This is a genomic window from Vulcanococcus limneticus LL, from assembly GCF_943369875.1.
GTDB classification, from domain to species: domain Bacteria; phylum Cyanobacteriota; class Cyanobacteriia; order PCC-6307; family Cyanobiaceae; genus Vulcanococcus; species Vulcanococcus limneticus_A.
This window is the reverse complement of record NZ_CALROT020000002.1, coordinates 20,356-46,533: the sequence shown is the minus strand read 5'-3', so window position 1 is coordinate 46,533 and position 26,178 is coordinate 20,356. Positions and strand designations below refer to the sequence as shown.

Sequence of the window (26,178 nt, the reverse complement as noted above, 5' to 3'; positions counted from 1 at the left end):
TGGAGACACGTGTTGGCTCAACCGGTGGTCAGGTCAGAGCACTGAACGCGAGCTGGGCTGAATCGTCGTCATGACCCCCGCAAACTGCCGATGGTGACTGTGTTCGGCACCCTGGCGGGCCTGGGCTTCGCCGCCATCGGCCTGGCCAGCCGCGACCGCCAGCGCTAGTCCTCCGCCAGCAGGGCGCGGTGGGCCTCCTGCAGTTGCTGCCGTGCCGCTTCATCCACCACCGGGTAGCGCAGATCCAGGCCGTCCAGGGCGTCGATCACGGCCGCCCCCACCACGATGCGCGTGAACCACTTGTTGTCGGCCGGCACCACATACCAGGGGGCCTCGGCCGTGGCCGTGTGGCGGATCGTGTCCTCATAGGCCTCCATGTAGGCGTCCCAGTGGGCGCGTTCGCGGATGTCGGCGGCGGAGAACTTCCAGTGCTTCTCGGGATTCTCGAGCCGCTCCAGGAAGCGCTTCTTCTGCTCCCGCTTCGACACATGCAGGAAGAACTTGACGGGCACGATGCCGTTGCGGGCCAGGTAGCGCTCGTAGTGGCGGATGTCCTCGAAGCGCTGCGGCCAGATCTCCTTGCGCTTCAGCCGTGGCGGCAGGCTCTGGCGCTCCAGCAGCTCCGGGTGCACCCGCACCACCAGGGTCTCCTCGTAGTAGCTGCGGTTGAAGATGCCGATCCGCCCCCGCTCCGGCAGGGCCCGGTTGCAGCGCCAGAGGAAGTCGTGGTCGAGATCCACCGCCGAGGGTGCCTTGAATGCCGTCACCTGGCAGCCCTGGGGGTTCACCCCGCTCATCACGTGCTTGATGGTGCCGTCCTTGCCGGCCGCGTCCATGGCCTGGAAGATCAGCAGCAGGGCCCAGCGGTCCTGGGCGTAGAGCAGGTCCTGGAAGTCCGCCAGCAGTTCCACCCCCAGGGCCAGGGCCTCCTTGGCCCGGGGCTTGTCCTCCGCCGTGAACTCCTGGGTGTCGCCGGGATCCACGTGCTTCAGCCGGAACGTCTCCCCCTTCTCCACCCGGAACGGCCTGGACAGCTCCCGGGCCCGCTGGATCAGCTCCGTTCTGCGCATGGCCCCGGCGGCATCCTGCCTCCATGCAAGGCATGGTCGCCGGAGTACGCCACGGCCCGGACGCGGCGGTGGTGCTCCCCGTCGCTCCGGCCGTTCCCCTCGGGGCCCCTCCGCTCGGATGGCCCCAGGGCCTGCGATGCCTACCCCAGATGGCGCCTGCAGCATGGAGGTCAGTCCCCCCGGCAGCAGCGCGTGCCATGGCCCGCTTCCTGACAGCCGTCGTCGCCCACCTGCCGGGCGTCGCCCGGCTGCGCGGCTACCGGCGCCCCTGGCTGCGGGCGGATCTGCTGGCCGGCATCACCGTGGCGGCCTACCTGATCCCCCAGTGCATGGCCTACGCCGAACTGGCGGGCCTGCCGCCGATCGCCGGCCTGTGGGCAATCCTGGCGCCGCTGCTGCTCTATGCCCTGGTGGGCTCCTCCCCCCAGCTCTCGGTGGGGCCGGAATCCACCACGGCCGTGATGACCGCCGCGGCCGTGGCGCCCCTGGCCGCGGGCAACCCGGCCAGCACCGCCGGCCTGGCCAGCCTGCTGGCCCTGCTGGTGGGCCTGTTCTGCTGCCTAGGCGCCTGGGGGCGCCTGGGCTTTCTGGCCGACCTGCTCTCCAAGCCGATCCTGGTGGGCTACATGGCCGGGGTGGCGGTGATCATGATCACCGGTCAGATCGGCAAGGTCACCGGGGTGGCCCTGGAGTCGGAGACACTGCCGGGCCAGCTGCGGGAGCTGTTGCAGCGGCCGGGCGCGATCCATGGGCCGACGCTGCTGCTGGCGGCGGCGGTGCTGGCCCTGCTGATAGGACTCCATCGCCACTGGCCCCGGGCGCCGGGTCCCCTGCTGGCGGTGCTGCTGGCCACGGCGGTGGTGGCGCTGTTCCACCTGGATCAGCGTGGCGTGGCGGTGATCGGTGCGATCCCCGCCGGCTTCCCCCAGCTCAGCTGGCCGGCGCTCCCCCCGCCTGAGCAGCTGCGCTCCCTCGTCGCCAGCGCCCTGGGCATCGCCCTGGTGGGCTACTCCGACAACGTGCTCACCGCCCGCTCCTTCGCCACCCGCAACGGCTACCGCATCGATGCCAACCAGGAGCTGCTGGCCCTGGGCACGGTGAACCTGGGCAACGGGCTGCTGCAGGGCTTCCCGGTGAGCAGCAGCGGCAGCCGCACGGCCATCGCCGATGCCCTGGGCAACCGCTCCCAGCTCTATGCGCTGGTGGCCTTCGCCAGCGTGGTGGTGGTGCTCCTAGTGCTGCGGCCGCTGCTGGTGCTGTTTCCCAAGGCGGCCCTGGGGGCGATCGTGATCTACGCAGCCCTGCGCCTGATCGACATCCCGGAGTTTCTGCGGATGCGTGCCTTCAAGCGCAGTGAGTTCCGCCTGGCCTGCCTCACCCTGCTGGGGGTGTTGCTCACCGACATCCTGGTCGGCGTGGCCCTGGCCGTGGGGCTGTCGGTGCTGGATCTGTTCGCCCGGCTGGTGCGCCCCAACGACGCCGTGCTCGGGGAGGTGCCGGGCCTGGCGGGCCTCCACGATGTGGCCGACTGGGAGGGCGCCAGCACGATTCCGGGGCTGCTGATCTTCCGCTACGACGCCCCCCTGTGCTTCGCCAATGCCGAGCACTTCCGCCGGCGGGTGTGGGAGGCGATCGCGGCGGAGCCGGCGAAGGCCGAGTGGGTGGTGCTCAGCGCCGAGGCCATCCTGGACATCGACATCACCGCCGCCGACATGCTGGCGGAGCTGCACCAGGAGCTGCGCGAGCAGGGCATCGTCCTGGCCCTGGCGCGGGTGAAGCAGGACCTGTTCGGCGCCCTGCGGCGCACGGGCTTTCCCGATCAGATCGGCAGCCAGTGGTTCTTCCCCACCCTGGCCGAGGCGATCGCGGCCTTCAGAGCCCGCCCTCGAGCAGCCGCGCCATCAACAGGTCCGCCGCCTCCAGATCGCCGGCCGCCAGCCGCTGCTGCCGGGGCTGGAAGCGCTTGATGTCCTGCACCAGCTCCAGGCTGGCCTCCCCGGCGCCGAGCCGTGTGCCGAGGGCCTCGATGGCGACCTCCAGGCGCTGCAGCTGGCCCTCCAGTCCGCCTGCGCCGTGAGGGCGTCACCGGGGCCGGTCGTGGGGGTTGGGTCAGTCATGGCGTTGGCTCCGGCCCCGCTGGTGCCGATAGGCCGGATCGGGGTTGCTCTCCTGCAGCTGGCGCACCGCCTCGAGGGCGAGGCCGGCCGTGGCACAGCCCGCCACCAGCAGCACCAGCAGCCAGAACTGGCTGGCGGTGGTCAGCTCCACGGTGCTCTGGCGGATCACGGCCCGCAGCAGCAGGGCCACGGTGAGGCCGACGCCGGCCCCCAGCAGGCCCGTGCGCACCACCGCCCGGCCCCGCAGCCGCGTCATGGACCGGTCTCCGGCGTGAGCGCGGGCGGAGCTTCGGCGGGGGGTGCCGGTGGCGCCAGCCACTGCTTCATCACCACGTAGAACACCGGCACCACCAGCAGCGAGAGCACGGTGGCCACCAGCAGGCCGCCGAACACCACCGTGCCCAGGGAGGCCTGGCTGCGGGCGCCGGCGCCGCTGGCCAGCACCAGCGGCAGGAAGCCGAACAGGGAGGAGATGGCCGTCATGATGATCGGCCGCAGCCGCGATTCCGCGGCCTCCTGGGCCGCCTGCAGGGCCGTGGCGCCGGCGGCCATGCGCTGGTTGGCCAGGTCCACGATCAGGATGCCGTTCTTGGCCGCCAGGCCGATCAGCATCACCAGGCCCACCTGGGCGTAGATGTTCAGCACCTCGCTGCGGGCCGCCAGGAACACCAGGGCGCCGAGCATGGCGGTGGGCACCGTCATCAGGATGATCAGCGGATCGCTGGTGCTCTCGTACTGGGCCGCCAGCACCAGATACACCACCAGGATGCCGAAGGCGAAGATCACCGCCGCCAGGGCGCCGGCCTTCACCTCCTCGCGCGACAGGCCGGTCCAGTCGAAGCCCAGGCCGTTGACGTCCAGGTCGCGGAAGCTGGCCTGCATCGCCTTGATCGCCTCGCCGGAGCTGCGGCCCTCGGCGGCGGTGCCCTCCAGCTTGATCGAGCGGAACAGGTTGAAGCGGGGAATCACGCTCGGGCCGGTGCTGGGCTCCACCGTGAAGAACTCCGCCAGGGAGATCGGCTTGCCCTCGGCGTTGGGCACCTCCAGGGTGCGCAGCCGGTCGGCGGTGGCGCGGAAGCCGTCGTCGGCCTGCACGTACACCCGCCGCACCTTGCCCTCCTGGAAGGTGTCGTTGATGTAGGCGCCGCCGAAGTTCACGCTGAAGGCCTGCATCGCCTGGCCGAAATCCACCCCGAGCGAGGCCATGGCCTCCCGGTTCACCTTGATCGCCAGCTGCGGCGCCTCCGGGCTGAACTGGGTGAACACCCGCGCGAACACCGGGTTGCTGCGGGCCTGATCCAGCAGCCGGTTGGCGGCGTCGAAGAACTGGGGCAGGTTCAGGGCGCCGCCGCTGCGGTCGAGCAGCTGGAACTCGAAGCCGCCCGACATGCCGTAGCCGGGGATCGCCGGCGGCTCCACCACCACGATGCGGGCGCCATCGATGGCGGCCATGCGCCGGTTCAGCCGCTCCACCAGGGCGCTGGAGGCCTGGTCGGGATTGGGGCGGTCGTCCCAGTTCTTGAGGCCCACGAAGAACAGGCCCTTGTTGGGGGCGTTGCCATCAAGGCTGAAGCCGCTGAAGATCGCCGCGCTGGCCACGCTGGCCGAGCCCTTGGCGTCGCTGCCGCCGGAGCCCGTGCCGAGATCGCTCTCTTCCCGCAGGATCTGGGCCACCTGGCGGTTGATGGCGCTGGTGGTCTGGCTCGACACGCCGTCGGGGGCCTGCACGAAGCCGATCAGGTAGCCCTGGTCCTCCACCGGCACGAAGCCCGAGGGGATGGCGTTGAAGGCCACGGCCGTCAGGGCGATGCCCCCCGCCAGCAGGGCCATCACCAGCTTGCGGCTCCCCAGCACCCAGCCCAGGGCGCCGCGGTAGCGCTGCTCGAAGCCGGCGTAGAGGCGGTTGAAGCCGGCAAAGATCACCGGGGTGAACCAGCCCACCAGCAGCCCCAGGCCGGCGAAGATCAGCACCTTGATCGGCTGCTCCACCCCCCCCAGCAGCACGCCGGCCACGGCGCCGCCGGCCGCGAACGGCAGCCGCAGCGGCAGGCGAGTGGCCAGCAACAGGCCGTAGCCCACCAGGACGCCCGCCACCGTGGCCGCCAGGGCGGGCAGGGCGCCGCCGCCCGAGGCCAGCAGGCCGTAGACGAAGCCGATGCTGCAGCCGGCGATGGCGTAGGTGCGGCGTGCCGGCGGCTGACCCTCCTGGGCCAGCAGCAGGGCCGAGAGCATCGGCGAGAAGGTGAGCGCGTTGAAGGTGGACACCGCGATCGAGAACAGGATCGTGGCGGCGAACTGCTTGTAGATGGTGCCGGTGGCGCCGGGGAAGAACAGCACCGGCAGGAACACCGCGAACAGCACCAGCGAGGTGGCGATCACGGCGCTGAACAGTTCATCCATCGTGGCCCTGGCGGCCCCGATGGCGCTGAGGCCCTCGCCCTTCTTGGTGGTGGTGTCCTCGATCACGGTGATGGCGTCATCCACCACCAGGCCGGTGGCCAGCACCAGGCCGAACAGGGTGAGCTGGTTGAGCGAGAAGCCGAAGGCCTTCACGAAGGCAAAGGTGCCGATCAGGGCCACCGGAATGGCGATCGCCGGCACCAGGGTCGCCTTCCAGTCCTGCAGGAACAGGAACAGGATCAGCACCACCAGCACCACCGCATCCCGCAGCGAGCCGGTCACGCCCTCGATCGACGCGTTGATGAAGTCGGTGATGTCGTAGATCTTCTCGAGCCGCACCCCCGGAGGTAGCTGGGCGGCGAACTCCTCCAGCACCTGCTCCACCCCCTGGGACACCTGCAGGGCGTTGCTGCCGCTCAGTTGATACACGGCCATGCCCACCGAGGGCACCTCGCGCAGGTCGGTGGTGCTCACATCGGAGCTCTCGCCCCCCAGGCTCACCCGCCCCACATCCCGCAGCCGCACCAGGGCGCCGTTGTCGGTGCGCTTGAGGATCAGGTCCTCGAAGTCCTCCAGGTCCACCAGGCGACCGGGGAGCTGCACGGTGAAGGTGTTGGGCTGGCCCTCCGGGGCCGGCGCGCCGCCGATCTGGCCCGCCGGCACCAGCCGGTTCTGGCTCTGCAGGGCGGCCACCACCCGGTTGGCATCGAGGTTGAAGGCGCTGAGGCGGTCGGGGTCGAGCCAGATCCGCACGGCCAGTTTGCGGTTGCCGAAATAGGTGAGATTGCCCACCCCCCGCACCCGCCGGATCTGGTCGGTGAGGTATTGGTCCAGCAGGCCGCTGATCGTCTCGATGCTGTAGGGGTTGGCCGGATCGTCGCTGGTGATGTTGTAGAGCAGCAGGATCGAGTTGGAGGCCTTGTTCACCGTCACCCCCGAGGCCCGCACCTCCGCCGGCAATTGCGGTTCGGCCAGCGACACCCGGTTCTGCACATTCACCTGGTTGATGTCGCCGTCGGTGCCGCTGGCGAACGACACGGTGATCGCACTGGTGCCATCGGCGGCGCTGCTGGAGCTGATGAACTCCATGTTCTGCACGCCGTTGATCTGCTGCTCCAGCACACTCGTCACGCCCTCCTCCACGCTCACCGCGTCGGCCCCCACATAGCGGGCGCTCACCTGCACCGTGGGTGGAGCGATGTCGGGCAGGTTTTCGATCGGCAGCAGCGGGATCGCGATCAGGCCCGCCAGCACGATCAGCACGCTGCACACCGCCGTGAGCACCGGTCTGACGATGAAGGTGTTGGAGGGGGACATGCGGTGCTTCGGTCAGCGCGGAGGGGTGGCGGCTGGTCGTGGGCGGGTGGGTCGGATCGGTTGGGAGCGCCGGCGGGTCAGTTCAGCTGCACCGGTGCGCCGTGGCGCAGGCTCAGCAGGTTGGTCACGATCACCGGCTGACCGGCGCTGAGGCCCCGCAGCACCGGGTAGCGGTTGTTCTGCAGGGGGCCGAGCTGCACGGGCGTCTGCAGGGCGAAGCGCAGCTGGGGGGCGGTGGCGACCCGCTGGCGCAGGGCCTGCAGCTGCTCCTTGCTGATCCGCCCGGGCTGCCGTTCCAGCTGTTCCAGCGTGCCCACCACGAACACGAAGTTCTGGCCCGAGGTCTGGGTCACGGCGGCGAACGGCACCGACAGCTGCTCGCTGCTGCCGAGCACCAGCCGGCTGCGCAGCCGCTGGCCGGTGCGCAGGCTGCCGTCGGGGTTCTCGATCTCGGCCTTCACCAGCAGGCCCTGGGTGCCGCTGCTCACCCGCGGATCGATGGAGCGCACCTGCCCCTCGGCGACCGTGCGGTCGGCCACCGGGTCCTGCAGGATCACGGCCTGGCCGAGGCGCAGCTGGGGGCCGTAGCGGGCGGGCACCTCCACGCGGGCCAGCAGGCGGTTGTTGCGCTGGATCGTGGTGAAGGGATCGCCGGCCTTGATCACATCGCCGGGGTTCACCCGCACGTCGCTCACGTAGCCATCCACGGGGGAGCGCAGATCCCGGTAGGCCAGATCCGCCTCCTTGGCCTTCAGGGCCGATTCGGCCGCCACCCAGTTCTGGCGCAGGGCATCGCGCTGGATCACGCTGGCGGCGCCGGTGCGGGCCAGGAACTCGAAGCGGCGGTAGTTGAGCAGGCTCTCGTTGCGCTGGCCCCGCAGGGCCACCACCTCGGCCTGCAGCTGGGTCTGGTCGAGCACCACCAGCAGCTGGCCCCGCTTGACGCGATCCCCCTGGCGCACCAGCAGCTGCTCGATCCGGCCGCCGGCCTGGGCCGCCAGGTTCACCTCATCCGGCGCCTCAAGCGTGCTCACCGTGCCCACCTCCTGGCGGAACACCGCCGGCCGGGCCGGCTCGCTGCGCACCGCCAGGGGCGGCCGGGGCGGGGGCGTGCGCTGGCCGCAGCCGGCCGCCAGCAGCAGGGTCAGCACCGCTCCAGTGCGCCAGCCAACGCCGCCCAGCCCCTGGCGGCCTTTGCGTCGGGATGCAGCCAGGGCGTGCTTCGGCGGCGGGCCTGGAGCCATCAGGAGCACTGGGGCTGAGGTTGGGCGCATTGTGATGGCTCCGGCGGGGCTTGTCGCCTCTCGGCGGCCCATCCGTTGTGGGCCGTGCTGGCCCTTGGTGGCGGCCCTGGCCGGCGCCCTGGTGCGGGCCAGGCGCCGTGCCTACGGTTCCCTCACGGCCCCCTGTGCTGGCGATGCTCTCCGAATTCGACACGGCCGTGGCCGTGGCCCGCGGTCTGGGGCTTCTGGCTGCCGATCAGCATCCCGACGAGCAACGCAGCCAGCTGCAGCCCGATGGCTATGCCCTGATCGACGCCCTGGGCAACCGCCTGGCCCTGGTGTCGCCGGAGGACCTGCGCAGCTGGATCCCCACCCATGCGGCCCCGGCCCCGGGCGCCCAGCCCCTGAGCATCGAGGAGGTGGTGGGTCGGGCCAGCGGCCCCCGCTGGCAGTACCTGGTGCTGCGCGCCGATCTCCTCGACGACGGCAGCACCACTGCCCTGGAGCGGGTGCGGATCAACGGCCTGCCCTTCGAGCTGGGGGCGCCGGATGAGGTGCGGGCCCACCAGTTCCACGAGCTGCTCGACCTGCTCGGCGATCGGGGCTGGGAGCTGGTGATCGCCACGGTCAGCAACGCCCCCAGCGGCTCGAGCCGCGGCCTGGCTGCTGCGGACACCCCCGCAGACGGTCCCTTGGGGATGGTCCGGGAGTCCTACCGGATCACCTTCAAGCGTCCGCGTCCGGATTGACTGCTCGCCGGGGGGATCCAGCGTCGTGCGGCGCGCTGGCGTCGAGTCCCCCGCCAGGTGCCAGGCGCTGCGCCAGCTCCGCCACCGCGATCAGCTCGCCGTAGCCCTGGAAGCAGTCGAGGGCGGCGCGGTGCCGCTCCAGGCTCTCGGCCATGCAGGCCTCGGGGAGGCAGATCACCCGATAGCCCCGGTCGGCGGCATCCTTCACGGTGTGGTCGATGCATTGATCCGTGAGGATGCCGGCCACGATCAGCGTCTCGATGCCGATGTTGCGCAGCAGGTAGTCGAGCGTCGTGGAGCTGAAGGGCGAGGAGGAGCTCTTGGGCAGCACCAGTTCGTCGGGCCGCGGTGCCAGTTCGGCGATCACCCGGGTTGGCGCGGAGCCCGGCGGGAAGCCCATGCCACAGCGCTTGTAGTCGAGGCTGCGGTCGCGGCCGTCGGCCGTGAGGTTGGCGATCACGGTGTGGATCACCTCGATGCCCTGGCCCCGGGCCAGGGCCAGGGCCCGTTGCAGGGCCGGCAGGGTGCGTTGGCGGAACAGCCCGTGAAACTCCGGTCGCTGCCGGGCCTGCTCCGTCCCGCAGGTGCCCTCCTGCACATCCACCAGCAGCAGGGCCGTGCGGCGCGGATCCATGGGCGGCGCGGGAGCGGAATCGCGGCAATCATGGGGCTGTTTGCCCGTTCCGGCCCGCGCCGGAGGCCCGGCTTGAGCACTGCTGAACTGCCGCCCGAACTGCCGCCCGAACCGACGTCTGAACCGCCGTCCCAGCGGCCTGCTGATCCACTCACCCAGGCCCGCCCCGCTCCGCCAGCTGCGGAGCGGGTGGCGGCGCTGCAGCAGACGTTGCTCGATCGGGGCCTGCGCCGTCTGGCGATCACCTTCGTGACCCATGCCGGTCTGCCCCTGGTGAAGGTGGTGCCCGTCAGCCAGCTGCAGGCCGTGGCCCGCCAGGGGGTGGGCTTCTCGCCGGTGTCCGATGCCTTTCGCATGGATGGGGTGATCGACCCCGGCCAGCGCCTGGCCCGCCCCGATGGCGACCTGCGCCTGCTGCCCGATCTGGCGGCCCTGCGGCCGCTCGAACCCTCCAGCGGCTGGGCCTGGGCGCCGGGTGACCGCCGCGACCGCGACGGCCAGCCCTACCCCGCCGACCAGCGCAGCTTCTGCCGTCGCCAGCAGCAGGCCCTGGCCGCCCAGGGGGTGGAGCTGCGGGCGGGCTTCGAGCTGGAGTGGCTGGTGGCCGTTCCCGGCCCCCACGGTGAGGCGCACCCGGCGATGGCCGGCGGCCCCTACGGCGCCGATCGCCTGGTGGCCGCCCTCGACTACGCCGCCGCCATCACCGACGCCCTCGACGCCGCGGACCTGGCCTGGCTGCAGTTCCATCCCGAGTACGGCGCCGGCCAGTTCGAGCTCTCCCTGGCGCCGGCCGATCCCCTGGCGGCCGCCGACCAGCTGGTGGCCGCCCGGTTGCTGATCCAGCGGGTCACCGCCCGCTTCGGCTGGCGCTGCAGCTTCAGCCCCCTGCCGGCCGCTGAGCGGGTGGGCAACGGGGGCCACGTGCACCTGAGCCTGCGGCGCGCTGGCGCGGCGCTGCTGCAGGGCGGCGACGGCCCGGCGGGCCTCACTGCTGCGGGGGCCGGCCTGCTCGGGGCCCTGCTGGAGGCGCTGCCGGCACTGCTGCCGCTGGCCTGCCCCCTGGGGGTGTCCTACCGGCGGCTGGGCCCTGGGCGCTGGTCGGCGCCCTTCCAGGCCTGGGGGGTGGAGAACCGGGAGGCGGCCCTGCGGCTGATTCCCACCGGCGGCGATGGGGCGGCGGCCCATCTCGAGCTGAAGGTGGCCGATCTGGCGGCCAACCCCTACCTGCTGCTCGGTGCCCTGCTGGCGGTGATCGGCGACGGACTGCTGCACCCCCGGCCCCTGCCCGATCCGGTGCGGGGCGATCCCGCCGCGCTCGGCACTGCCGCGCCGCCGCGCCTGCCCGAGGATCTGGGCGCCGCCAGCGCAGCCTTTGCCGCTAGCCCGCTGCTGCGCCAGGCCATGGGCGCCCTGCTGCACGACACCCTGGTGGACAGCCAGCAGGCGGAACTGCGGCGCTGCGCCGATCTCGACGCCGACGCCCTGGTGGCCTCGACGCGCTGGCTGCCCCTGGGGGGCGACCCCGGCGCCGGCTGAGGCCGGGGCCGGATCAGGCGGTGTGGTCAGGCCGTCCAGTCAGGCCTGGCCGTCAGGCGCTGACATCAGCCGTCGAAGCGGCAGGTGGGGGTGAGGCCCGGCACGCTGAATTCGATGAACCAGTGGAACTCGCGGCTGCGCCAGCCCAGGTCGAAGGGGGCCACCGCGCTCCAGTCGTCCGCGCCCAGGCCGTAGGTGTGCTCCAGGTAGGGCCCCACCAGCTCCTGCACCGCCTCCTGGCCGGCCTCGCCCTCCTGGAACAGCCGCTCCTCGTAGACGAGGGCGAACAGCTCGTGCTCCTCGTCGCAGAGATACACGGCGAACGTGCCGGGCCCGTCGCTCGGCAGGGGCTGGAGCTCCAGGTATTCGTCGCGGGCCAGGGGATCCTCCGGCGCCTCCTCCAGCAGGGCGGCCAGGGCCTGTTTGAAGCGATCGAGGGCCATGGGCTGCCACGCGCTGTTGCCCGCAGTGTGGCGACACCGACCCGGCCCCGCCGCAACCCCTCCCGGCGCCCCTAGGCTGAATGGAGCGGATGGGAGTTTCGGATGTCGCCCTTCCCCGACTATCCGATCCCTGCCGACGAGGAACAGCGCCTGCGCGACCTCGAGCGCCATGGCGTGCTCGACAGCCCGTCGGATGAGCACATCGATCGGATCGTGCGCCTGGCCAGTGCCGTGCTGGGCACGCCGATCGCCCTGGTGTCGCTGGTGGATCGCGACCGCCAGTGGTTCCTGTCCCGCCTTGGTCTGGAGGCCCAGCAGACGCCGCGGGAGATGGCCTTCTGCGCCCACGCCATTGCCGGCGACGCGGTGCTGGTAGTGCCCGATGCCTTGGAGGACGAGCGCTTTCGCAACAACCCGCTGGTGCTGGAGGAGCCCCGCGTGCGCTTCTACGCCGGCGCACCGCTGCGCTCAAGCGAGGGCCACAACCTCGGCACCCTCTGCGTGATCGACCGGCACCCCCGTCAGCTCAGCCCCGGGCAGGTGGAGGTGCTGCACGACCTGGCGGAGCTGGTGGTGCGGGAGCTGGAACTGCGGCGGCTCACCGGCATCTGCCCGGTGACGGGGCTCTACAACCGCGGCACCTTCTTCCGCCTCTGCGAGCGGGAGGTGGAGCGGGCCCGCCAGGAGGGACGGCCCCTGTCGCTGCTCAACATCGACATCGACGACTTCCGCCAGATCAACAACCGCTGGGGCCACGAGGCCGGTGATCGGGTGCTGCTGGACATCTGCCGGCTCTGCCGGGGGCGGCTGGGGGAGGCGGACCTGTTCGGCCGCATCGGCGACGAGGAGTTCGCCCTGCTGCTCGTGGGCCGCGATAGCGGCGCCTCCATCGACCTGGCCGAGACGATCCGCGCGGAGATCTCCGCCATGGGCGGGGTGTTCAACCACTCCGGCTATCAGCCCCACGTCAGCGGCGGTCTCTCGAGCCTGGCCCCCTCCGATCGCAGCTTCGCCGACCTCTTCTACCGGGCCGATCAGGCCCTCTATCTCGCCAAGGGCAACGGCCGCGACCAGATCGCCACCGTCCTGGGCTCCTGAGCCCAGCCGGCCGTGATCGTCGTTCCCCGGACCGTCGCTGCCCCGATTGAAGACCCGTTCGTGTGGCACCAGGACGGTGGCCTGCTGGTGGTGGAGAAGCCGGCGGGGCTGCTGTGCCAGCCGGGGCTGGGGCCGGCCCTGGCCGATTCCCTGCTCACGCGGCTGCGGCGTCAGTGGCCCGCGGCGCAGCTGGTGCACCGCCTCGATCGCGACACCTCCGGCCTGCTGCTGCTGGCCACCGAGCCTGACCTGCACCGCGCCATGAGCCGGCTGTTCGCCGAGCGGCGGGTGCTCAAGCGCTACCGCGCCGACGTGCAGGGGTTGCCCCCGGCGGCCGAGGGCTCGATCCGGCTGCCCCTGGCCAGGCGCTGCCGGCAGCCACCGCTCTACGGCCCCGATCCGGCCGGCAAGCCCTGCCGCAGCGACTGGCGCCTGCTCAGCGCCCAGGACGGCTGGAGCCGGCTGGAGCTGCGGCCCCACACCGGCCGCTCCCATCAGCTGCGGGCGCACCTGGCGGCGATCGGCCATCCGATCCTGGGGGATCCCCTCTACGGACCGCCGCCCGAGGCCCCCCCGCCGGAGGCCGCCCAGCCGCAGGGGCAGAACCCGGCCCCGCGGCTGCGGCTGCACGCCACCGCGCTGGCCTTCCCCGATCCCCGCAGCGGCGAGCCGCTGCAGTTCCGCAGCCCCTGCCCGTTCTGAGTTCGGCCTGGGGAGGGCGTCGCCGCGCTGCGCGGCATGGGGTCCGCTTGCCCGCTTGGGAAATGCCCTTACGCTTTTTTCAGCACCGCGGAACCGGCCATGTCGCTGATCGTCCTGGGGCTCGTGGCCGGGGCCGGCCTGGTGGTGGTGCTGCTCTACAACCGCCTAGCCCAGCTCGGCGTGCTGGCCGACAACGCCGAAGCCGACATCGCCGTGCAGCTGAAGCGGCGCCACGATCTGGTGCCCAACCTCGTGGAGACGGTGCGGGGCTACGCCAGCCATGAACAGGCCACGTTCAAGGCCGTGATCGAGGCCCGCAACGCGGCGGTGGCCGCCACGGGCATCGCCGAGCAGCAGCAGGCCGAGCAGCGCCTCGGCTCCAGCCTGCGCCAGCTGTTCGCCCTGGCGGAGTCCTACCCCGCCCTGCGGGCCGTCGAGAGCTTCCAGACCCTGCAGGCCAGCCTGGGCTCGACCGAGGAGGCCCTGCAGAGCGCCCGCCGCTACTACAACGCCGTGGTGCGGGATCTGAACACGGCCATCGTGCAGTTTCCCTCCAACCTGATCGCCAGCTCCTTCGGGTTCCGGCGGCGGCCGTTCTTCGAGCTGGAGGATGCCGGCGAGGCGGCCGTGCCCCAGGTTCGCTTCTGATGGCGGGCGCCCCTCGGCCGGGCTCCAGGGCCTGCACCACTGGTTCCGGCGTCGGTCGCGCTGGTTCCGGTTCCGGCCGCAATGGCTCCGGCGCTGGCCGCGGCGTCCCAGGGTCGCGCCCCACCGGCCGGCCCCGAGGGGCCGGCCTCCGCCCGTGGCGGCTGATCGGGCTGTTCGGTGCCCTGCTGAGCCTGCTGCTGCTGGCCTGGCCGCTGGGGCACCCGGCCCTGGCCCAGGCCGCCGGCCGCCAGCTGCGGCTCACCGACTTCCAGATGCTGGCGCGGGTGGACCGCTCCGGTTCGGTGGAGGTCACCGAGACGCTCACGGCCCGGTTCCAGGGCTCCTGGAACGGCCTGGTGCGCGAGATCCCCCTGGTGGCCCAGCGGCCCCAGGGGCCGGAACCCCTGGGCTGGCGGCTGCTCTCGATCACCGATGGCCAGGGCCACCCCTACCGCTACGAGGCCAGCACCCAGGGCCGCGATCGCCAGCTGAAGATCTTCATCCCCCAGGCCCACGACGCCAGCCGCACCGCCGTGATCCGCTACCGGGTCAGCAACGGCATCCGCTTCTACCCCGACCACGACGAGTTCTATTGGAACGTGACCGGGAACGCCTGGCGGATCCCGATCGATCGGGCCGAGGCCCGCGTGCTCCTGCCCGAGGGCGTGCAGGATCTCCGGGCTGCCGTGTACACCGGTGCGGAGGGCTCCACCGCCCGCGACGCGCGCCTGCAGATCGGAGGGGATGCGGTCAGCGCCGTGACCACCCGGGAGCTGGGGCCCGGCGAGGGGCTCACCCTGGCGGTGGGCTTCGCCAAGGGGCTGGTGGCCGCGCCGACGCCGTTGCAGTGGGCCCAGCGCTGGCTGCAGGCGCGGCTGGCGCTGCTGCTGCCGCTGCTGATCGGCCTGCCCCTTTGGCTGCTGTGGCAGCGCTACGGCCGGGATCCCCGCCTGGGGGCGGTGCCGGTGGCCTACGAGCCCCCCGAGGGCCTGGCGCCCGCCGTGCTCGCCAGCCTGGTGGCCGAGGGGGTGAGTTCCGAGGCCCTCGGCGCCACCCTGGTGGACCTGGCCGTGAAGGGCCACCTGCGCATCGAGGCCCAGGCGCGGGCGGTGCTGGGGCTGTTTCAGTCCACCTCCTATCGCTTCACGCTGCTGAGTGATGCCCAGCGGCAGCAGGGGCTCCGGCCCCACGAGCGCTATCTGCTCTCCACCCTGTTCCCCTCGCCGGAGCCCGGCGCGAGCATCGACACCGACGCGCTGCGCAACACCTACTACGTGCATGTGCCCGGCTTTGAGCAGCTGGTGCGCGAGGCCCTGCAGGGCCTCAAGGCCTACCGGGCCTGGCCCAGTGCGGTGCGGGCCGCCACCTTCTTCGGCTCGATCGCCGCCGTGGTCGTGCTGCCGCTGCTGCTGCGGCTGCTTCTGCCCGACGACATCGTGGCCCTCCAGGGCAGGGCCGATCCCTGGCTGATCGGCTTGGCCCTGGTGGTCTCCCTGGTTCTGATCGGGGTGTTCAGCTGGATCATGCCCAGCCGCACCGTCCGGGGCACGGAGCTGCTGCGCCAGACCCTGGGCTTCCACGAATTCCTGGGCCGGGTGGAGGCGCCCCGCTTCCAGAGGATCCCGCTCACGCCGGAGCTGTTCGAGCGCTATCTCCCCTATGCCATCGCCGCCGGCCAGACCCTGGCCTGGAGTGCGGCGTTCCGGGACATCCTCGTGGCGCCCCCCAGCTGGTACGGCGGCGATGGCCCGGGCTTCAGCGGCGACAGCTTCGATGCCGCCGACTTCGGCCGCAGCCTCAGCGACTGCTGCAGCCGTGCCAGCAGCTCGATGCAGACCTCCCCCAGCAGCTCCAGTTCGGGCGGCAGCTCCGGCGGAGGCAGCTCCGGTGGCGGGGATGGCGGCGGCGGGGGCGGCGGGTTCTGACGCCAGGGCCTCGCCCCAGGCCCGCCGCCGTTGCCGGATTCAACCTCGATTGCGCGGCGGCTGGCCCGTTCCCCGCTGCAGCTGCTTCAGCCAGCGCCCGGCCTGCAGCTGGGCCAGGGCCACCAGCGCCACCACCCCGAGGGCCACGGCACCGCCGGGACCGGCCCCCAGCCAGGCGGCCGCCGCCAGGCCCGCCAGCAGCACACCCCAGCCCAGCTGGCGTCCCAGCCGCAGCCGCCGCTGGGCGGTGCGGCAGCTGCGGCAGTGGCGGGTGTGGGCCTGGTCCCGGTCCATCAGGGCCTCCAGGGGCAGGCGCGCGGGGAGCGGTTGGCCGGCGAACGGCTCCCCGGCGGTGCCGTCGATCCAGTCGTGCAGGGCCTTCACGTAGAGATCCGCGTCGGTGGCCAGGTGGAAGGCGCGGCTGGCGGCCGGGCTGCCGCCTCGGGCCTCCAGGGCCCGTTCCTGCCAGTGCAGGAACAGCTGGTCGTCCTCCAGCACCGTGTGGTTGCCCAGGTGCTGCAGCCACTCGGGCCGCAGCTTCAGCAGCCGGCCCGGCCAGGGCGACGCGAACTGGAAGGGAAAGCGGGCGAACAGGCGGCACTCGCCGCGGCGGATCGGCACGGCGTAGACCACCGTGAGGATGCGCGCGAACCCCTTGGCGGTGAGGTCGTGCCACATCAGGCATGGCGCCAGAAACCGCGTGTGCTGGCGGCCGAGCTTGCCCCGGCGCGGCCCCTCCTCCCACAGCCCCGTGAAGCCCTCCGGTCCGAAGCTCTCCAGCTGCAGGGCCACCGGGCCGGCGTTTTCCCGCCGCCCCACGGTGGCGTGGTGGGTGAAGGGCACGTGGCTCACATCGAGCACGTTCTCCAGCAGGGTCAGGGCGTCCATCGGCAGGTCCCGGAAGGTGTCCTGCACCGTCCAGGAGCCGGCCTGGGCCGGATCGTCCAGCACGGGAACCAGGGGCAGCGGCGCCTGCTCGGCCTGCTCCGGGTCTCCCGCGAAGACGAACAGCAGCCCCTGGCCCTCGGCGGTGGCGTAGCGGCGGCACTGGCTGCGGCGCTCACTGGGGTTGGTGCCCGGGGCGGCCTGGGGGATGGCGGTGCAGCGCCCCTCGCCGTTGAAGGTCCAGCCGTGGTAAGGGCACTCCAGCTCGCCGTCGGCGTTGAGCCGCCCGTCCGAGAGCGGCACGAGCCGGTGCGGGCAGACGTCTGCGAAGGCCCGCCACTGCTGCGGCTGGCGATCCCACCACAGCACCAGGTCCTGCTCCAGCAGGGTGAAGGGGGTGGGCCGGGTGCGGTCCAGGTCCTTGAGGTAGGCCACCGGATACCAGTGCGCGCTCCAGTCCATCGATCGCCGCCGTGGGGGCCGCGATGCTGGCAGGTCCGGCAGGCCTTCAGGCGCTGTAGCCCCGCCGCGCCGGGATCGGGTAGGGGATCCGCCGGTGGCGCATGCGCCGCCACACCCGCACGAAGGCCCGCACCAGCAGCTCCAGTTCCGCCAGGCCCAGCCCGCTCCCGCTCAGCTGGCCGTCCTGCCAGCGGGCATCGAGGATGCGGCGCACCATGGTGCGGGCCTGGTCCTCGCTGGTGTCCGGCGGCAGGGAGCGCAGGGCCGCCTCGCAGCCATCGGCCAGCATCAGCACTGCCGTCTCGCGGCTGCGGGGATTGGGGCCGCGGTAGCGGTAGGCGCTCTCCGGCACGGAGGGATCGCGGCGGCGCGCCTCGTGCAGGAAGTAGCCCATCTTCAGCGTGCCCTGGTGCTCCGGGATGAAGTCCGCCAGGGGGCGCGGCAGTCGGTAGCGGCGCGCCAGCCGCAGGCCCTCATCCACGTGGGCCTGCAGGATCGCGGCGCTCGTGGCCGGATCGTCGAGGGTCTCGTGGGGGTTGACGCCGCTCTCCTGGTTCTCGATGAACCACTGGGGGCCGTGCAGCTTGCCCACGTCGTGATACAGGGCGCCGGTGCGGATCAGGTCCACGTCCGCCTGGATCGCCCGGGCCCCCTCCTCGGCCAGGCCGCAGATCATCAGGGTGTGCTCGAAGGTGCCCGGGGCCTCGCAGGAGAGGCGCCGCAGCAGCGGCCGTTCAAGGTCGGCCAGCTCCAGCAGTCGCGTCCGGGTCAGCAGGTCGAAGGAGCTCTCCACCAGCGGGCTCAGCAGCAGGCCCGCCAGCAGCAGGCCGCCCATCAGCAGGGCCTCGCCGGGCAGGTCGCTGCCGCTGGGCAGGCGGCCATCGCCGCCGCCGGTGGCGGACACCACCTGCAGCAGCAGCCACTCCGCCACCAGCGCCGCCACCGGCAGCAGCACGGCCAGCTGCAACAGCTGGGCGCGGGTGCGCTGCCGGCCCGCCAGCACCGCCGCCACCGCCGCCACCGCCGCCGCCACCAGCACCCGCTGGTTGGCGAAGGGGTCGAGCGGCTCGGGCCAGAGCAGGCTCGCCACCGCCAGCCAGGCCAGGCCCGCCGGGGTGCCCAGCCCCTGGGTGAGCAGCAGCGTGGGCGGCACCAGCAGGGCCAGGGGGATGGCGGCGCCGCCGAACCAGAGCTTGCAGCCCTGCACCACCAGCAGCATCGCCAGGGCCAGCAGGGCCTGGCGGGGCTCCAGGCTCGGCCGCCAGCGCCGCGTCAGCAGCAGCATCACGATGCAGGCCGCCAGGGCTTCACTGAAGTGGCCCAGCCAGGCCCCCAACAGGGGCCGCCGGTTCACCAGTCCGAAGTAGTCGAGCACCGCGAAGGCCTGGGGACTGATCGCCTCCCCCTGGCGGGTGATCACGTCGCCGGGGCGCACGTTGATCGTGGGGATGCCCTGCTGGGTGAGCAGGTCTTCGATCAGCTGCTGGCTGAGGGCCGCATCGATGCGCAGGTTGCTGCCGCCGTGCAGGGAGCTGGCGATCAGGCGGCTGCCGAGGCTGCGGGCCAGGTCCGGCTCCCCCTCCAGTTGCAGGGCGGCCGCCTGCTGCAGCTGCCGCTCGGCCACGTTGGTCACCAGGCCCTGGTGCAGCATGCGCCGCTGCACCAGACGCAGCTGCTGCTGCCACTGGGCCAGCTCCTCCGGCGTGCGCTCCGTGATCCAGCGGCGCTCCACCGGGCTCAGCTCCAGCGGCGTCACCCGCCGCAGCGGCGCCGCCGCGATCTGGTTGGTCTCGTGCAGCTGCCGCTCCAGCCGCTGCTGCAGCTCCTGGTTCAGGCGCGGATCCACCACCTGCACGTGGGTGCGGGGCCCCAGCTGGGAGCGTCGCTGCTCCAGGGCGTCGGAATCCACCACCCGGGCCGCCTTCGGGGCCCGGGCCGTGAACGGGGCCGGGATGCCGGGCCGCAGGCTGGGCTCCACCAGCCAGGGCCAGCTCGACACCAGAGCCACCAGCACGCAGGCCAGCAGCACCCCGGCGCGGTCGCGCCAGCGCCAGGGCGTCAGGGCCTGGCGGGGCAGCTCCAGCCGCAGGAGCTGCTGCCAGAGCCTGTGCAGGGGGCGGAAGGGGGCGGGGCCCGGGCGGGTCAACGCTGCCACCGAGGAGCTTCCACCGAGAAGGGCATCACGCTAGCCATGCTGCCGCCGCCGGCCCGGGCCTGCATGCTGGAGGCCGTCATCCGAACCCGCTCCATGGCCACGCGTCTGGATGGTCGCCAGCTGGCGGCCGAACTCGAGCAGCGGCTCCAGACCGTCATCGCCGAGCGCCTGGAGCGGGCCGGCCGGCCCCCGGGCCTGGCGGTGCTGCGGGTGGGGGATGACCCCGCCAGCGGCGTCTACGTGGCCAACAAGGAGAAGGCCTGCGGGCGCATCGGCGTCACCAACCACGGCGCCCACCTGCCCGCCGGCACCCCCCCGGCGGCGGTGCTCGAGGCGATCCAGCGGCTCAACGCCGACCCCCTGGTGGACGGGATCCTGCTGCAGCTGCCCCTGCCCGATGGCCTGGATGAGGCGCCGCTGCTGGCCGCCATCGATCCCGAGAAGGACGCCGACGGCCTGCACACCCTCAACCTCGGCCGCCTGCTCAAGGGTGAGCCGGGCCCCCGCAGCTGCACCCCCGCCGGGGTGATGGCCCTGCTGGCCCATGCCGGCATCGAGCTGGCGGGAAAGCGGGCCGTGGTGGTGGGCCGCAGCATCCTGGTGGGCCAGCCCATGGCCCTGATGCTCCAGGCCGCCGACGCCACCGTGAGCGTGGCCCACTCCCGCACCCGCGACCTCCCGGCCCTCACCCGCGAGGCGGACGTGCTGGTGGTGGCGGCCGGCCGGCCGCGCATGGTGGGGGCGGAGCACGTCAAGCCCGGCGCGGTGGTGGTGGATGTGGGCATCCACCGGCTCGATCCCGATCCGGCGGCGGGCCCCGGCGCCAAGGCCAGGCTCTGCGGGGATGTGCGCTACGAGGAGGTGGAGCCGATCGCCAGCGCCATCACGCCGGTGCCGGGGGGCGTCGGCCCGATGACGGTGACGCTGCTGCTGGTCAACACCGTGGCCAGCTGGTGCCGGCGCTGCGGCCTGGATGACCCCCTGGCGGACCTGCTGCCCTGAGGGCAGCGCCCCACCGCAGACCCCGGCCGCGGCCCCAGGGCTTCGGCGCCAGTGTTGCGGCGCCGCTGGCTCGGGCCCGAGGCGCAGCCCTGGCCTGAGAGAATCCCGCCCAGACCCGACCCCTCCATGACCGCGGCGGTGAGCACGAGCACAGGCAGCGCCAGCGGTGGCGTCCCCCCCACAGACGCCCCCCCCGCGGGGTTCGACTTCGCCGCCTACCTGGAGGCGGCCCGCCTGGGGGTGGAGGCGGCCCTGGATGGCTCCCTGGGGCCGGAGCGGCCCGAGAGCCTGCGGGAGGCGATGCGCTACTCGCTGCTGGCGGGGGGCAAGCGGCTGCGGCCGATCCTCTGCCTGGCGGCCTGCGAGCTGGCCGGCGGCGACAGCGCCCAGGCGATGCCCACGGCGGTGGCCCTGGAGATGATCCACACCATGTCGCTGATCCATGACGATCTGCCCGCCATGGACAACGACGACCTGCGCCGCGGCCGGCCCACCAACCACAAGGTGTACGGCGAGGCCAACGCGATCCTGGCCGGCGATGCCCTGCTGACCCGCGCCTTCGAGATGGTGGCCCTGCGCAGCCCCGGCGTGCCGGCCGAGCGGCTGCTGGCGGTGGTGGGCGAGCTCTCCCTGGCCTCGGGCGCCCCGGGCCTGGTGGGCGGCCAGGTGGTGGACCTGGAGTGCGAGGGCAAGGACGTGGACCTCGAGACCCTCGAGTACATCCACCTCCACAAGACCGGCGCCCTGCTGCGGGCCTGCGTGCTCACGGGCGCCCTGATCGCCGGGGCCTCCGAGGCCCTGCTGGAGGCCCTGCGCACCTACGCCCGCGGCATCGGCCTGGCCTTCCAGATCATCGACGACATCCTCGATGTGACCGCCAGCAGCGAGGTGCTGGGCAAGACCGCCGGCAAGGATCTCACCGCCGACAAGACCACCTATCCCAAGCTGCTGGGGCTGGAGGAATCGCGCCAGCGGGCCGAGGCGCTGGTGGCCGAGGCCAAGGCCGTGCTCGCCCCCTGGAGCGCCGGTGAGGCCGGCGGCAAGGCCGCGCCGCTGCTGGCCCTGGCGGACTACATCACGAGCCGCGACCGATGAGCACCGCCCTTGCGGTGGCCCTCTCCGCTCTGCCCCACGACACCGACCTGCTGGGCGCCCTGCTCGACAACGGCCCCCTCTGGTGGGGGCTGGCGGCCTGCGGCCTGGCCCAGCTCTCCAAACTGCTGATCGAGCTGGTGGAGCACCGCCGCTGGCGGCCAGCCGTGCTGTTCGAGACCGGCGGCATGCCCTCCAGCCACTCCGCCCTGCTGACCGGCACCGCCGCGGCGATCGGCTGGCAGCTCGGCTTCGCCGATCCGCTGTTCGCCCTGGCGGCCACGATGTGCTTCGTGGTGCTCTACGACGCGGCCGGGGTGCGCCGCGCCGCTGGCCTCACGGCCCGCCGGGTCAACGGCCTGCCCGACGGGCTCTGGGAGCCAGCCGGGTCCGGCGCGGAGGCCCCGGCCGCCACGGAGGCCCAACGCAAGCCCCTCAAGGAAAACCTCGGCCACACCCGCCTGGAGGTGCTGATCGGCAGCCTGCTGGGCCCCGCCATCGCCCTGCCGGGCCTGGTGTTTGTGGGCACCCCCCTGGCGCTGGCCCAGCACTGGGGCCTGCTGCCGATCGGCTGAGCCGGTGAGCGCCGCGTCGGATCCAGGCCCCCCCGGCGCGCCCCGCTCCGGCCTCACCCCCGGCCAGGCGGCGGCTTCTGAGGCCTTTGCCGCCTGGCTGGTCGCCCCCTACGACGGCCGGCCGTTCGTGCTGAGCGGCTTCGCCGGCACCGGCAAGACCTACCTGGCCCGCCACCTGCTGGCCCTGGTGGAGCGCAGCGGCCTCTGCTGGACCGTGGTGGCCCCCACCCACAAGGCCGTGGGGGTGATCCGCCAGCAGCTGGCCCTGGCGGGCCTCGCGCCCACCTGGTTCCCCTCCACCATCCACCGGCTGCTGCGGCTCAAGCTCCGGCGCCAGGGCGATCTGGAGCGCTGCGAGGAGACCGAGCAGACCGCCGGCGCCCTCGAGCACCTGGGCCTGGTGCTGGTGGATGAGGCCTCGATGGTCGATTCCGCCCTGCTGGAGATCGCCCTGCGCTGCGCCCATCCCTTCCGCACCCGGCTGGTGTTCGTGGGTGATCCGGCCCAGCTGCCGCCGGTGGGGGAGCCCGAGAGCCCGGTCTTTGGCATGGGCCGCTGCGCCGGGGCGGGCCTCACGGAGGTGGTGCGCCACCAGGGGCCGGTGCTGCAGCTCGCCACGGGTCTGCGCAATGGCCAGCTGCCCTGCCGCCAGCCGCCGGCCCTGGCGCCGGTGCGCGGGCCCCTGGGGCTGGTGGCGGCCGTGCCCCAGGCGGAGTGGCTGGCGACGGCCCAGGCCGCCCTGCGCCGCGCCGTCGAGCTCGACAACCCCGACCACGCCCGCATCCTCTGCTACACCAACCGCGCCCTGGAGCGGCTGGTGCCCCTGGCCCGCCGCGCCATCCACGGCGCCATGGCCGACCAGCTGCCGGTGCTGCCCGGCGAGGTGCTGATCACCCGCTCGGCCGTGATGGCACCGGCCTGCCGCTCCGGCGAGGAGGCGGCCGAGGAGCCCGACATGGTGCTGGGCTCCAACCGCGAGCTGGTGGTGCGCGACGTGACCCCCGAGCGCTGCGACCTGGCCGACTTCGGCGTAGGCAGCGGCGATGGCTGTTCCCCCGCCGTGATCGACACCCTCACGGCCGAGGTGGAGGCGGGGGAGACCCGTCTGGCCCTGCGGCTGCTGCCCCCCGCGGGCAGCGAACCGCGCCGCGCCCTCGACGCCGTGCTGGCCCGGCTGCGCCAGCAGGCCCGCGAGGCGGGCAAGACGGAGGGGCGCGGCCTCTGGCGCCGCTACTTCCTGGTGCGGGATGCCTTCGCCTCGCTGGGTCCGGCGGCGGTGCTCACGGTGCATCGGAGCCAGGGCAGCACCTTCGGCGAGGTGTTCATCGCCGGCGATGTGTTCTGGCCCAGCGACGAGGTGCTGCGCCGCCAGCTCGTCTACGTGGCGGTGAGCCGCGCCAGCCAGGCGGTGTGGCTGGTGGCCGCCGGGGCGTCGTCGTCTTCTTCGTCGTCGGCGTCGACCGCCGCAGACCGCCAGCGCTGGGAGGGCTGGCTGCGCCAGGGCGCCTGAGGGAGGTCCCGGGCCCACGGGAGGGCCCGCCGGCTGGTGCGCCCGGCTTCAGACCAGCCCCAGCCCCAGCAGGCCCTCCCAGCCCAGATAGCCCGCCAGGGCCAGGCTCAGGCCCGCCACCACCACGTCGCCGCGGCGGAACAGCAGCTGCTTGCCCTGCTCCAGCAGGGGCACCACCTGCTGGCGGCCGACGGCCAGGGCCAGCAGTGGAAGCAGCAGCGCCAGGCTCGCCGCTAGGGTGAACACCGCGGTGCAGAGCACCTCCTGGGCGTTGCTCAGGCCCGCGGCCAGCATCACCCCGGCCGAGCGGGCGAACAGGAACAGGTCATCGGGGCTGGCCAGCTCGATCCCCACCCCCGCCGCGATCAGCAGCGGCAGCGGCAGGGCGCTGAAGCGATCCAGCTGGCGGGTCCAGCCCGGCGGCTCATCGCCCTCCTCCCGGCGCTCGAGCAGCTCCTTCAGTCCCAGCCCCAGCAGCACGCCGGCCGCCACCAGGTCCAGGCCCGTGCGGTGGGGGCTGCCGTGCTCCATGGTCAGCAGCAGGCTGTGGCCCACCGTGAGCATCACCACCACGACGCCGGCGATGGTGAGCACCCAGCTGAGCACGAACCAGCCCCCGCGCCGCAGGGGGTCGGGGCCGAGCAGCAGCAGCAGCAGCAGGCCGATGTGGATCGGGCTGAGGCTCACGGCGCTGCCGTAGGCCAGCAGCTCGGCCCAGAGGGTCGCGGAGGGCATGCGGTGGGGCTCGGCGGGGTGGCGTGGCGCCATTCCAACCCACCACGAAGGCCCCCGGTGCGCCGGTCTTGCCCAAGGCAGGGGGCCGGCGCCTCAGCGGCGGATCTCGAACCAGTCCTCGTGGGTGGGCGGGATCTGGAGGGTGGTCACGCCATGGACCGTCGCGCCGCTCGGCCCCCGCTCACACCACAGCCGCAGTTCGGTGAGCGCGTGGGCCGGCCCCTCCGCCTCCACCTCCACGGCGCCATCGCGGGTGTTGCGCACCCAGCCGCTGAGGTCGAGCTGGCGGGCCCACTGTTGGCAGCCGGCCCGGAAGCCCACCCCCTGCACCCGGCCCCGCACGGTCAGCCGCCAACGCTCGACGGCGTGGCTGGCGCGGGGTTCGCCGCGCTCCACCCGGTGCCATTCGCGGATGCGTGCCGCGCGGCTGCGTCGCGCAGCCGACGGGAGATCGCCGAACAGCCAGTCCAGTGGAGGTGCAGCCAGCTGGCGTGCAGGGTCCTGCTGCTCCATCCTTCCCTCCGGCTCGGGCTTCCCCAGCCTTCAAGTTGCCACAGCGGTTCGAGATTGGCCGCGGCCTCGCCCCAGATCGGCTCCTCCGGCCCCCCGCTGGCCTCAGCGCCGCCGCCGTCGCCAGCCCCGAGGGGTTCCAGCTGCCAGCGGTGGAATTCGTGGCCGCAGACCTGCTCACCCCGCCGCAGCACCAGCCCGTCGTCGCGAACGCTGGCGTCGCGGTAGCCGAGGCTGAGCGGGCCGCGGCGGGCTCGGAACGGCAGCACGCCGGCCATGGCGTGGGGGGTGCCGCCCGGATCGCAGAGTTCGCCGCCCAGCAGCAGCAGGCCGCCGCATTCGGCGTAGATCGGCAGCCCCGCGGCGGCCGCGGCCCGGAGCTCCGTGAGGCTGCGGCGGCTCTGGGCCAGCTGGCCCGCCTGCAGCTCCGGGTAGCCCCCCGGCAGGATCAGGGCATGGCAGCGGGCCGGCAGCGGCTCGTCCGCCAGCGGCGACCAGGGCACCACCTCCATGCCCCGGGCCCGCAGCAGTTCGCTCGCCTCCGGGTAGCGGAAGTGGAAGGCGGCATCGCTGGCGATCGCCACGGGCAGCGGTGCGGAGCCGGGATCGCCGCTAGCCCCTGGGGCCTCCGGCGTCCCGCCGTCTGCCCCCCGCTCCTGGGCCAGGCACCAGTGGATGGGATCCAGGCCATCGGCGGCAGCGGCTGGGGCGCTCAGCAGCGGCCAGAGCCGCTCCAGGTCCAGGTGGCGCTCGGCCAGGTCCGCCCAGGCCCCCTGGCGCTGCTCCAGGTCCGCCAGCTCGTGGGCCGGCAGCAGACCCAGGTGACGGGAGGGCAGATGCAGGCTGTCGTGGCGCGGCAGGGCCCCCAGCAGGGGCATGGCGATCGCCTCCAGGGCTTCGGCCAGCAGGGCCCGATGCCGCTCGCTGCCCACGCCGTTGAGCACCACCCCGGCCAGCTGCAGCCGGGGGTCGTGGTCGCGGAAGCCCCGCACCAGGGCGGCCACCGAGCCCGCCTGGCGGCTGGCCTCCACCACCAGCACCAGCGGCAGGCCCAGCTGGCCGGCCACCGCCGCGGTGCTGCCGGCGCTGCTGGGGCCACGGCCGTCGAACAGGCCCATCACCCCCTCCACCAGCGCCAGCTCGGCCCGGCTGCCGAAGCCCTGGAAGCTGCGCGCCACCCAGGCCTCGCCGCACAGCAGCGGATCGAGGTTGCGGCAGGGCCGGCCGCTCACCGCGCTGAGCAGCTGGGGGTCCAGGTAGTCGGGCCCCACCTTGAAGGTCTGGATGCTGGCGCCCCGGCGGCGGGCCAGGGCCGTCAGGGCCAGGCTCACCAGGGTCTTGCCGCTGCCGCTGCTGGGGGCTGTGAGAACGCAGGCCATGGGCGCGGCTG

General features: G+C 73.1%; 22 protein-coding genes. 11 read left to right on the top strand and 11 right to left on the bottom strand.

What is annotated here, in order from left to right; genetic code table 11:
- Window positions 1-164: 164 nt before the first annotated feature.
- A complete protein-coding gene (locus ACLV7J_RS02850) occupies window positions 165-1,070 on the bottom strand; it encodes a polyphosphate kinase 2 family protein (protein WP_411867626.1) in 906 nt (301 codons plus the stop codon).
- Between the two features lie 197 nt (window positions 1,071-1,267).
- Between ACLV7J_RS02850 and sulP the strand changes: the two genes are divergently transcribed.
- Complete coding sequence (gene sulP / locus ACLV7J_RS02845) at window positions 1,268-3,037, top strand: sulfate permease (protein WP_411867625.1); 1,770 nt, start codon at window positions 1,268-1,270, stop codon at window positions 3,035-3,037.
- A gap of 142 nt (window positions 3,038-3,179) precedes the next feature.
- Here the strand turns inward: sulP and ACLV7J_RS02840 are convergent, their stop codons facing one another.
- The 3 genes from ACLV7J_RS02840 to ACLV7J_RS02830 form a co-directional block, all read right to left on the bottom strand.
- Window positions 3,180-3,443 carry a hypothetical protein gene (locus ACLV7J_RS02840; RefSeq protein ID WP_411867624.1) on the bottom strand — a complete coding sequence of 88 codons (264 nt, stop codon included), beginning with the start codon at window positions 3,441-3,443 and terminating at the stop codon, window positions 3,180-3,182.
- On the bottom strand, window positions 3,440-6,904 hold the full coding sequence (locus ACLV7J_RS02835) for an efflux RND transporter permease subunit (protein WP_411867623.1): 3,465 nt from the start codon (window positions 6,902-6,904) through the stop codon (window positions 3,440-3,442). The genes ACLV7J_RS02840 and ACLV7J_RS02835 overlap by 4 nt, the downstream gene beginning before the upstream one ends.
- 77 nt (window positions 6,905-6,981) lie before the next feature.
- Window positions 6,982-8,055 carry an efflux RND transporter periplasmic adaptor subunit gene (locus tag ACLV7J_RS02830; RefSeq protein WP_411867622.1) on the bottom strand — a complete coding sequence of 358 codons (1,074 nt, stop codon included), beginning with the start codon at window positions 8,053-8,055 and terminating at the stop codon, window positions 6,982-6,984.
- A gap of 230 nt (window positions 8,056-8,285) precedes the next feature.
- On the opposite strand from ACLV7J_RS02830, the gene ACLV7J_RS02825 reads away from it, so the two are divergent.
- Window positions 8,286-8,876: a hypothetical protein gene (locus tag ACLV7J_RS02825; protein ID WP_411867621.1), complete on the top strand. Its 591-nt coding sequence runs from the start codon at window positions 8,286-8,288 to the stop codon at window positions 8,874-8,876.
- Here ACLV7J_RS02825 and ACLV7J_RS02820 read toward each other — a convergent pair.
- Window positions 8,854-9,510 carry a cysteine hydrolase family protein gene (locus ACLV7J_RS02820; protein WP_411867620.1) on the bottom strand — a complete coding sequence of 219 codons (657 nt, stop codon included), beginning with the start codon at window positions 9,508-9,510 and terminating at the stop codon, window positions 8,854-8,856. The genes ACLV7J_RS02825 and ACLV7J_RS02820 overlap by 23 nt on opposite strands.
- Before the next feature lie 72 nt (window positions 9,511-9,582).
- On the opposite strand from ACLV7J_RS02820, the gene ACLV7J_RS02815 reads away from it, so the two are divergent.
- Window positions 9,583-11,046 carry a glutamine synthetase gene (locus ACLV7J_RS02815; protein WP_411867619.1) on the top strand — a complete coding sequence of 488 codons (1,464 nt, stop codon included), beginning with the start codon at window positions 9,583-9,585 and terminating at the stop codon, window positions 11,044-11,046.
- Between the two features lie 65 nt (window positions 11,047-11,111).
- Here the strand turns inward: ACLV7J_RS02815 and ACLV7J_RS02810 are convergent, their stop codons facing one another.
- Entirely contained in the window at window positions 11,112-11,489 is a 378-nt protein-coding gene (locus ACLV7J_RS02810) for a hypothetical protein (RefSeq protein WP_411867618.1), read from the bottom strand.
- A gap of 102 nt (window positions 11,490-11,591) precedes the next feature.
- Here ACLV7J_RS02810 and ACLV7J_RS02805 point away from each other — a divergent pair, with 102 nt between their 5' ends.
- The 4 genes from ACLV7J_RS02805 (at window position 11,592) to ACLV7J_RS02790 (ending at window position 15,862) form a co-directional block, all read left to right on the top strand.
- Complete coding sequence (locus tag ACLV7J_RS02805) at window positions 11,592-12,587, top strand: GGDEF domain-containing protein (protein ID WP_411867617.1); 996 nt, start codon at window positions 11,592-11,594, stop codon at window positions 12,585-12,587.
- Window positions 12,588-12,599: 12 nt separating this feature from the next.
- Window positions 12,600-13,289: an RluA family pseudouridine synthase gene (locus ACLV7J_RS02800; RefSeq protein WP_411867616.1), complete on the top strand. Its 690-nt coding sequence runs from the start codon at window positions 12,600-12,602 to the stop codon at window positions 13,287-13,289.
- 99 nt (window positions 13,290-13,388) lie between these two features.
- Window positions 13,389-13,937: a LemA family protein gene (locus ACLV7J_RS02795; protein WP_411867615.1), complete on the top strand. Its 549-nt coding sequence runs from the start codon at window positions 13,389-13,391 to the stop codon at window positions 13,935-13,937.
- Window positions 13,937-15,862 carry a DUF2207 domain-containing protein gene (locus ACLV7J_RS02790; protein ID WP_411867614.1) on the top strand — a complete coding sequence of 642 codons (1,926 nt, stop codon included), beginning with the start codon at window positions 13,937-13,939 and terminating at the stop codon, window positions 15,860-15,862. Before ACLV7J_RS02795 ends, ACLV7J_RS02790 begins: the two co-directional genes overlap by 1 nt.
- 39 nt (window positions 15,863-15,901) lie before the next feature.
- Here ACLV7J_RS02790 and ACLV7J_RS02785 read toward each other — a convergent pair whose 3' ends face one another.
- The gene (locus tag ACLV7J_RS02785) at window positions 15,902-17,209 is read right to left on the bottom strand and encodes a Rieske 2Fe-2S domain-containing protein (RefSeq protein WP_411867613.1); all 1,308 of its coding nucleotides are present in this window, start codon (window positions 17,207-17,209) and stop codon (window positions 15,902-15,904) included.
- Between the two features lie 46 nt (window positions 17,210-17,255).
- Window positions 17,256-19,355, bottom strand: coding sequence for an HDIG domain-containing metalloprotein (locus tag ACLV7J_RS02780; protein ID WP_411867612.1), 2,100 nt, complete (start codon window positions 19,353-19,355; stop codon window positions 17,256-17,258).
- 102 nt (window positions 19,356-19,457) lie between these two features.
- On the opposite strand from ACLV7J_RS02780, the gene folD reads away from it, so the two are divergent.
- The 4 genes from folD (at window position 19,458) to ACLV7J_RS02760 (ending at window position 23,543) form a co-directional block, all read left to right on the top strand.
- The gene (folD, locus tag ACLV7J_RS02775) at window positions 19,458-20,366 is read left to right on the top strand and encodes a bifunctional methylenetetrahydrofolate dehydrogenase/methenyltetrahydrofolate cyclohydrolase FolD (protein ID WP_411867611.1); all 909 of its coding nucleotides are present in this window, start codon (window positions 19,458-19,460) and stop codon (window positions 20,364-20,366) included.
- A 126-nt stretch (window positions 20,367-20,492) separates the two neighbouring features.
- Entirely contained in the window at window positions 20,493-21,461 is a 969-nt protein-coding gene (crtE, locus tag ACLV7J_RS02770) for a geranylgeranyl diphosphate synthase CrtE (RefSeq protein ID WP_411867610.1), read from the top strand.
- Window positions 21,458-22,033 carry a divergent PAP2 family protein gene (locus tag ACLV7J_RS02765; RefSeq protein WP_411867609.1) on the top strand — a complete coding sequence of 192 codons (576 nt, stop codon included), beginning with the start codon at window positions 21,458-21,460 and terminating at the stop codon, window positions 22,031-22,033. Before crtE ends, ACLV7J_RS02765 begins: the two co-directional genes overlap by 4 nt.
- Before the next feature lie 4 nt (window positions 22,034-22,037).
- The gene (locus tag ACLV7J_RS02760; protein WP_411867608.1) at window positions 22,038-23,543 is read left to right on the top strand and encodes an ATP-dependent RecD-like DNA helicase; all 1,506 of its coding nucleotides are present in this window, start codon (window positions 22,038-22,040) and stop codon (window positions 23,541-23,543) included.
- Window positions 23,544-23,591: 48 nt separating this feature from the next.
- Here ACLV7J_RS02760 and ACLV7J_RS02755 read toward each other — a convergent pair whose 3' ends face one another.
- The 3 genes from ACLV7J_RS02755 to ACLV7J_RS02745 form a co-directional block, all read right to left on the bottom strand.
- Entirely contained in the window at window positions 23,592-24,278 is a 687-nt protein-coding gene (locus tag ACLV7J_RS02755) for a GAP family protein (RefSeq protein ID WP_411867607.1), read from the bottom strand.
- A gap of 93 nt (window positions 24,279-24,371) precedes the next feature.
- Entirely contained in the window at window positions 24,372-24,674 is a 303-nt protein-coding gene (locus tag ACLV7J_RS02750; RefSeq protein WP_411867606.1) for an acylphosphatase, read from the bottom strand.
- A complete protein-coding gene (locus tag ACLV7J_RS02745; protein ID WP_411867605.1) occupies window positions 24,623-26,167 on the bottom strand; it encodes a cobyrinate a,c-diamide synthase in 1,545 nt (514 codons plus the stop codon). Before ACLV7J_RS02745 ends, ACLV7J_RS02750 begins: the two co-directional genes overlap by 52 nt.
- Between the last annotated feature and the right edge of the window lie 11 nt (window positions 26,168-26,178).

Coding starts and splice junctions, on each gene's coding strand:
- ACLV7J_RS02850 (WP_411867626.1), bottom strand. CDS start 1,070: ATGCGCAGAACGGAGCTGATCCAGCGGGCCCGGGAGCTGTCCAGGCCG.
- sulP (WP_411867625.1), top strand. CDS start 1,268: ATGGCCCGCTTCCTGACAGCCGTCGTCGCCCACCTGCCGGGCGTCGCC.
- ACLV7J_RS02840 (WP_411867624.1), bottom strand. CDS start 3,443: ATGACGCGGCTGCGGGGCCGGGCGGTGGTGCGCACGGGCCTGCTGGGG.
- ACLV7J_RS02835 (WP_411867623.1), bottom strand. CDS start 6,904: ATGTCCCCCTCCAACACCTTCATCGTCAGACCGGTGCTCACGGCGGTG.
- ACLV7J_RS02820 (WP_411867620.1), bottom strand. CDS start 9,510: ATGGATCCGCGCCGCACGGCCCTGCTGCTGGTGGATGTGCAGGAGGGC.
- ACLV7J_RS02810 (WP_411867618.1), bottom strand. CDS start 11,489: ATGGCCCTCGATCGCTTCAAACAGGCCCTGGCCGCCCTGCTGGAGGAG.
- ACLV7J_RS02805 (WP_411867617.1), top strand. CDS start 11,592: ATGTCGCCCTTCCCCGACTATCCGATCCCTGCCGACGAGGAACAGCGC.
- ACLV7J_RS02795 (WP_411867615.1), top strand. CDS start 13,389: ATGTCGCTGATCGTCCTGGGGCTCGTGGCCGGGGCCGGCCTGGTGGTG.
- ACLV7J_RS02790 (WP_411867614.1), top strand. CDS start 13,937: ATGGCGGGCGCCCCTCGGCCGGGCTCCAGGGCCTGCACCACTGGTTCC.
- ACLV7J_RS02785 (WP_411867613.1), bottom strand. CDS start 17,209: ATGGACTGGAGCGCGCACTGGTATCCGGTGGCCTACCTCAAGGACCTG.
- folD (WP_411867611.1), top strand. CDS start 19,458: ATGGCCACGCGTCTGGATGGTCGCCAGCTGGCGGCCGAACTCGAGCAG.
- crtE (WP_411867610.1), top strand. CDS start 20,493: ATGACCGCGGCGGTGAGCACGAGCACAGGCAGCGCCAGCGGTGGCGTC.
- ACLV7J_RS02765 (WP_411867609.1), top strand. CDS start 21,458: ATGAGCACCGCCCTTGCGGTGGCCCTCTCCGCTCTGCCCCACGACACC.
- ACLV7J_RS02755 (WP_411867607.1), bottom strand. CDS start 24,278: ATGCCCTCCGCGACCCTCTGGGCCGAGCTGCTGGCCTACGGCAGCGCC.
- ACLV7J_RS02745 (WP_411867605.1), bottom strand. CDS start 26,167: ATGGCCTGCGTTCTCACAGCCCCCAGCAGCGGCAGCGGCAAGACCCTG.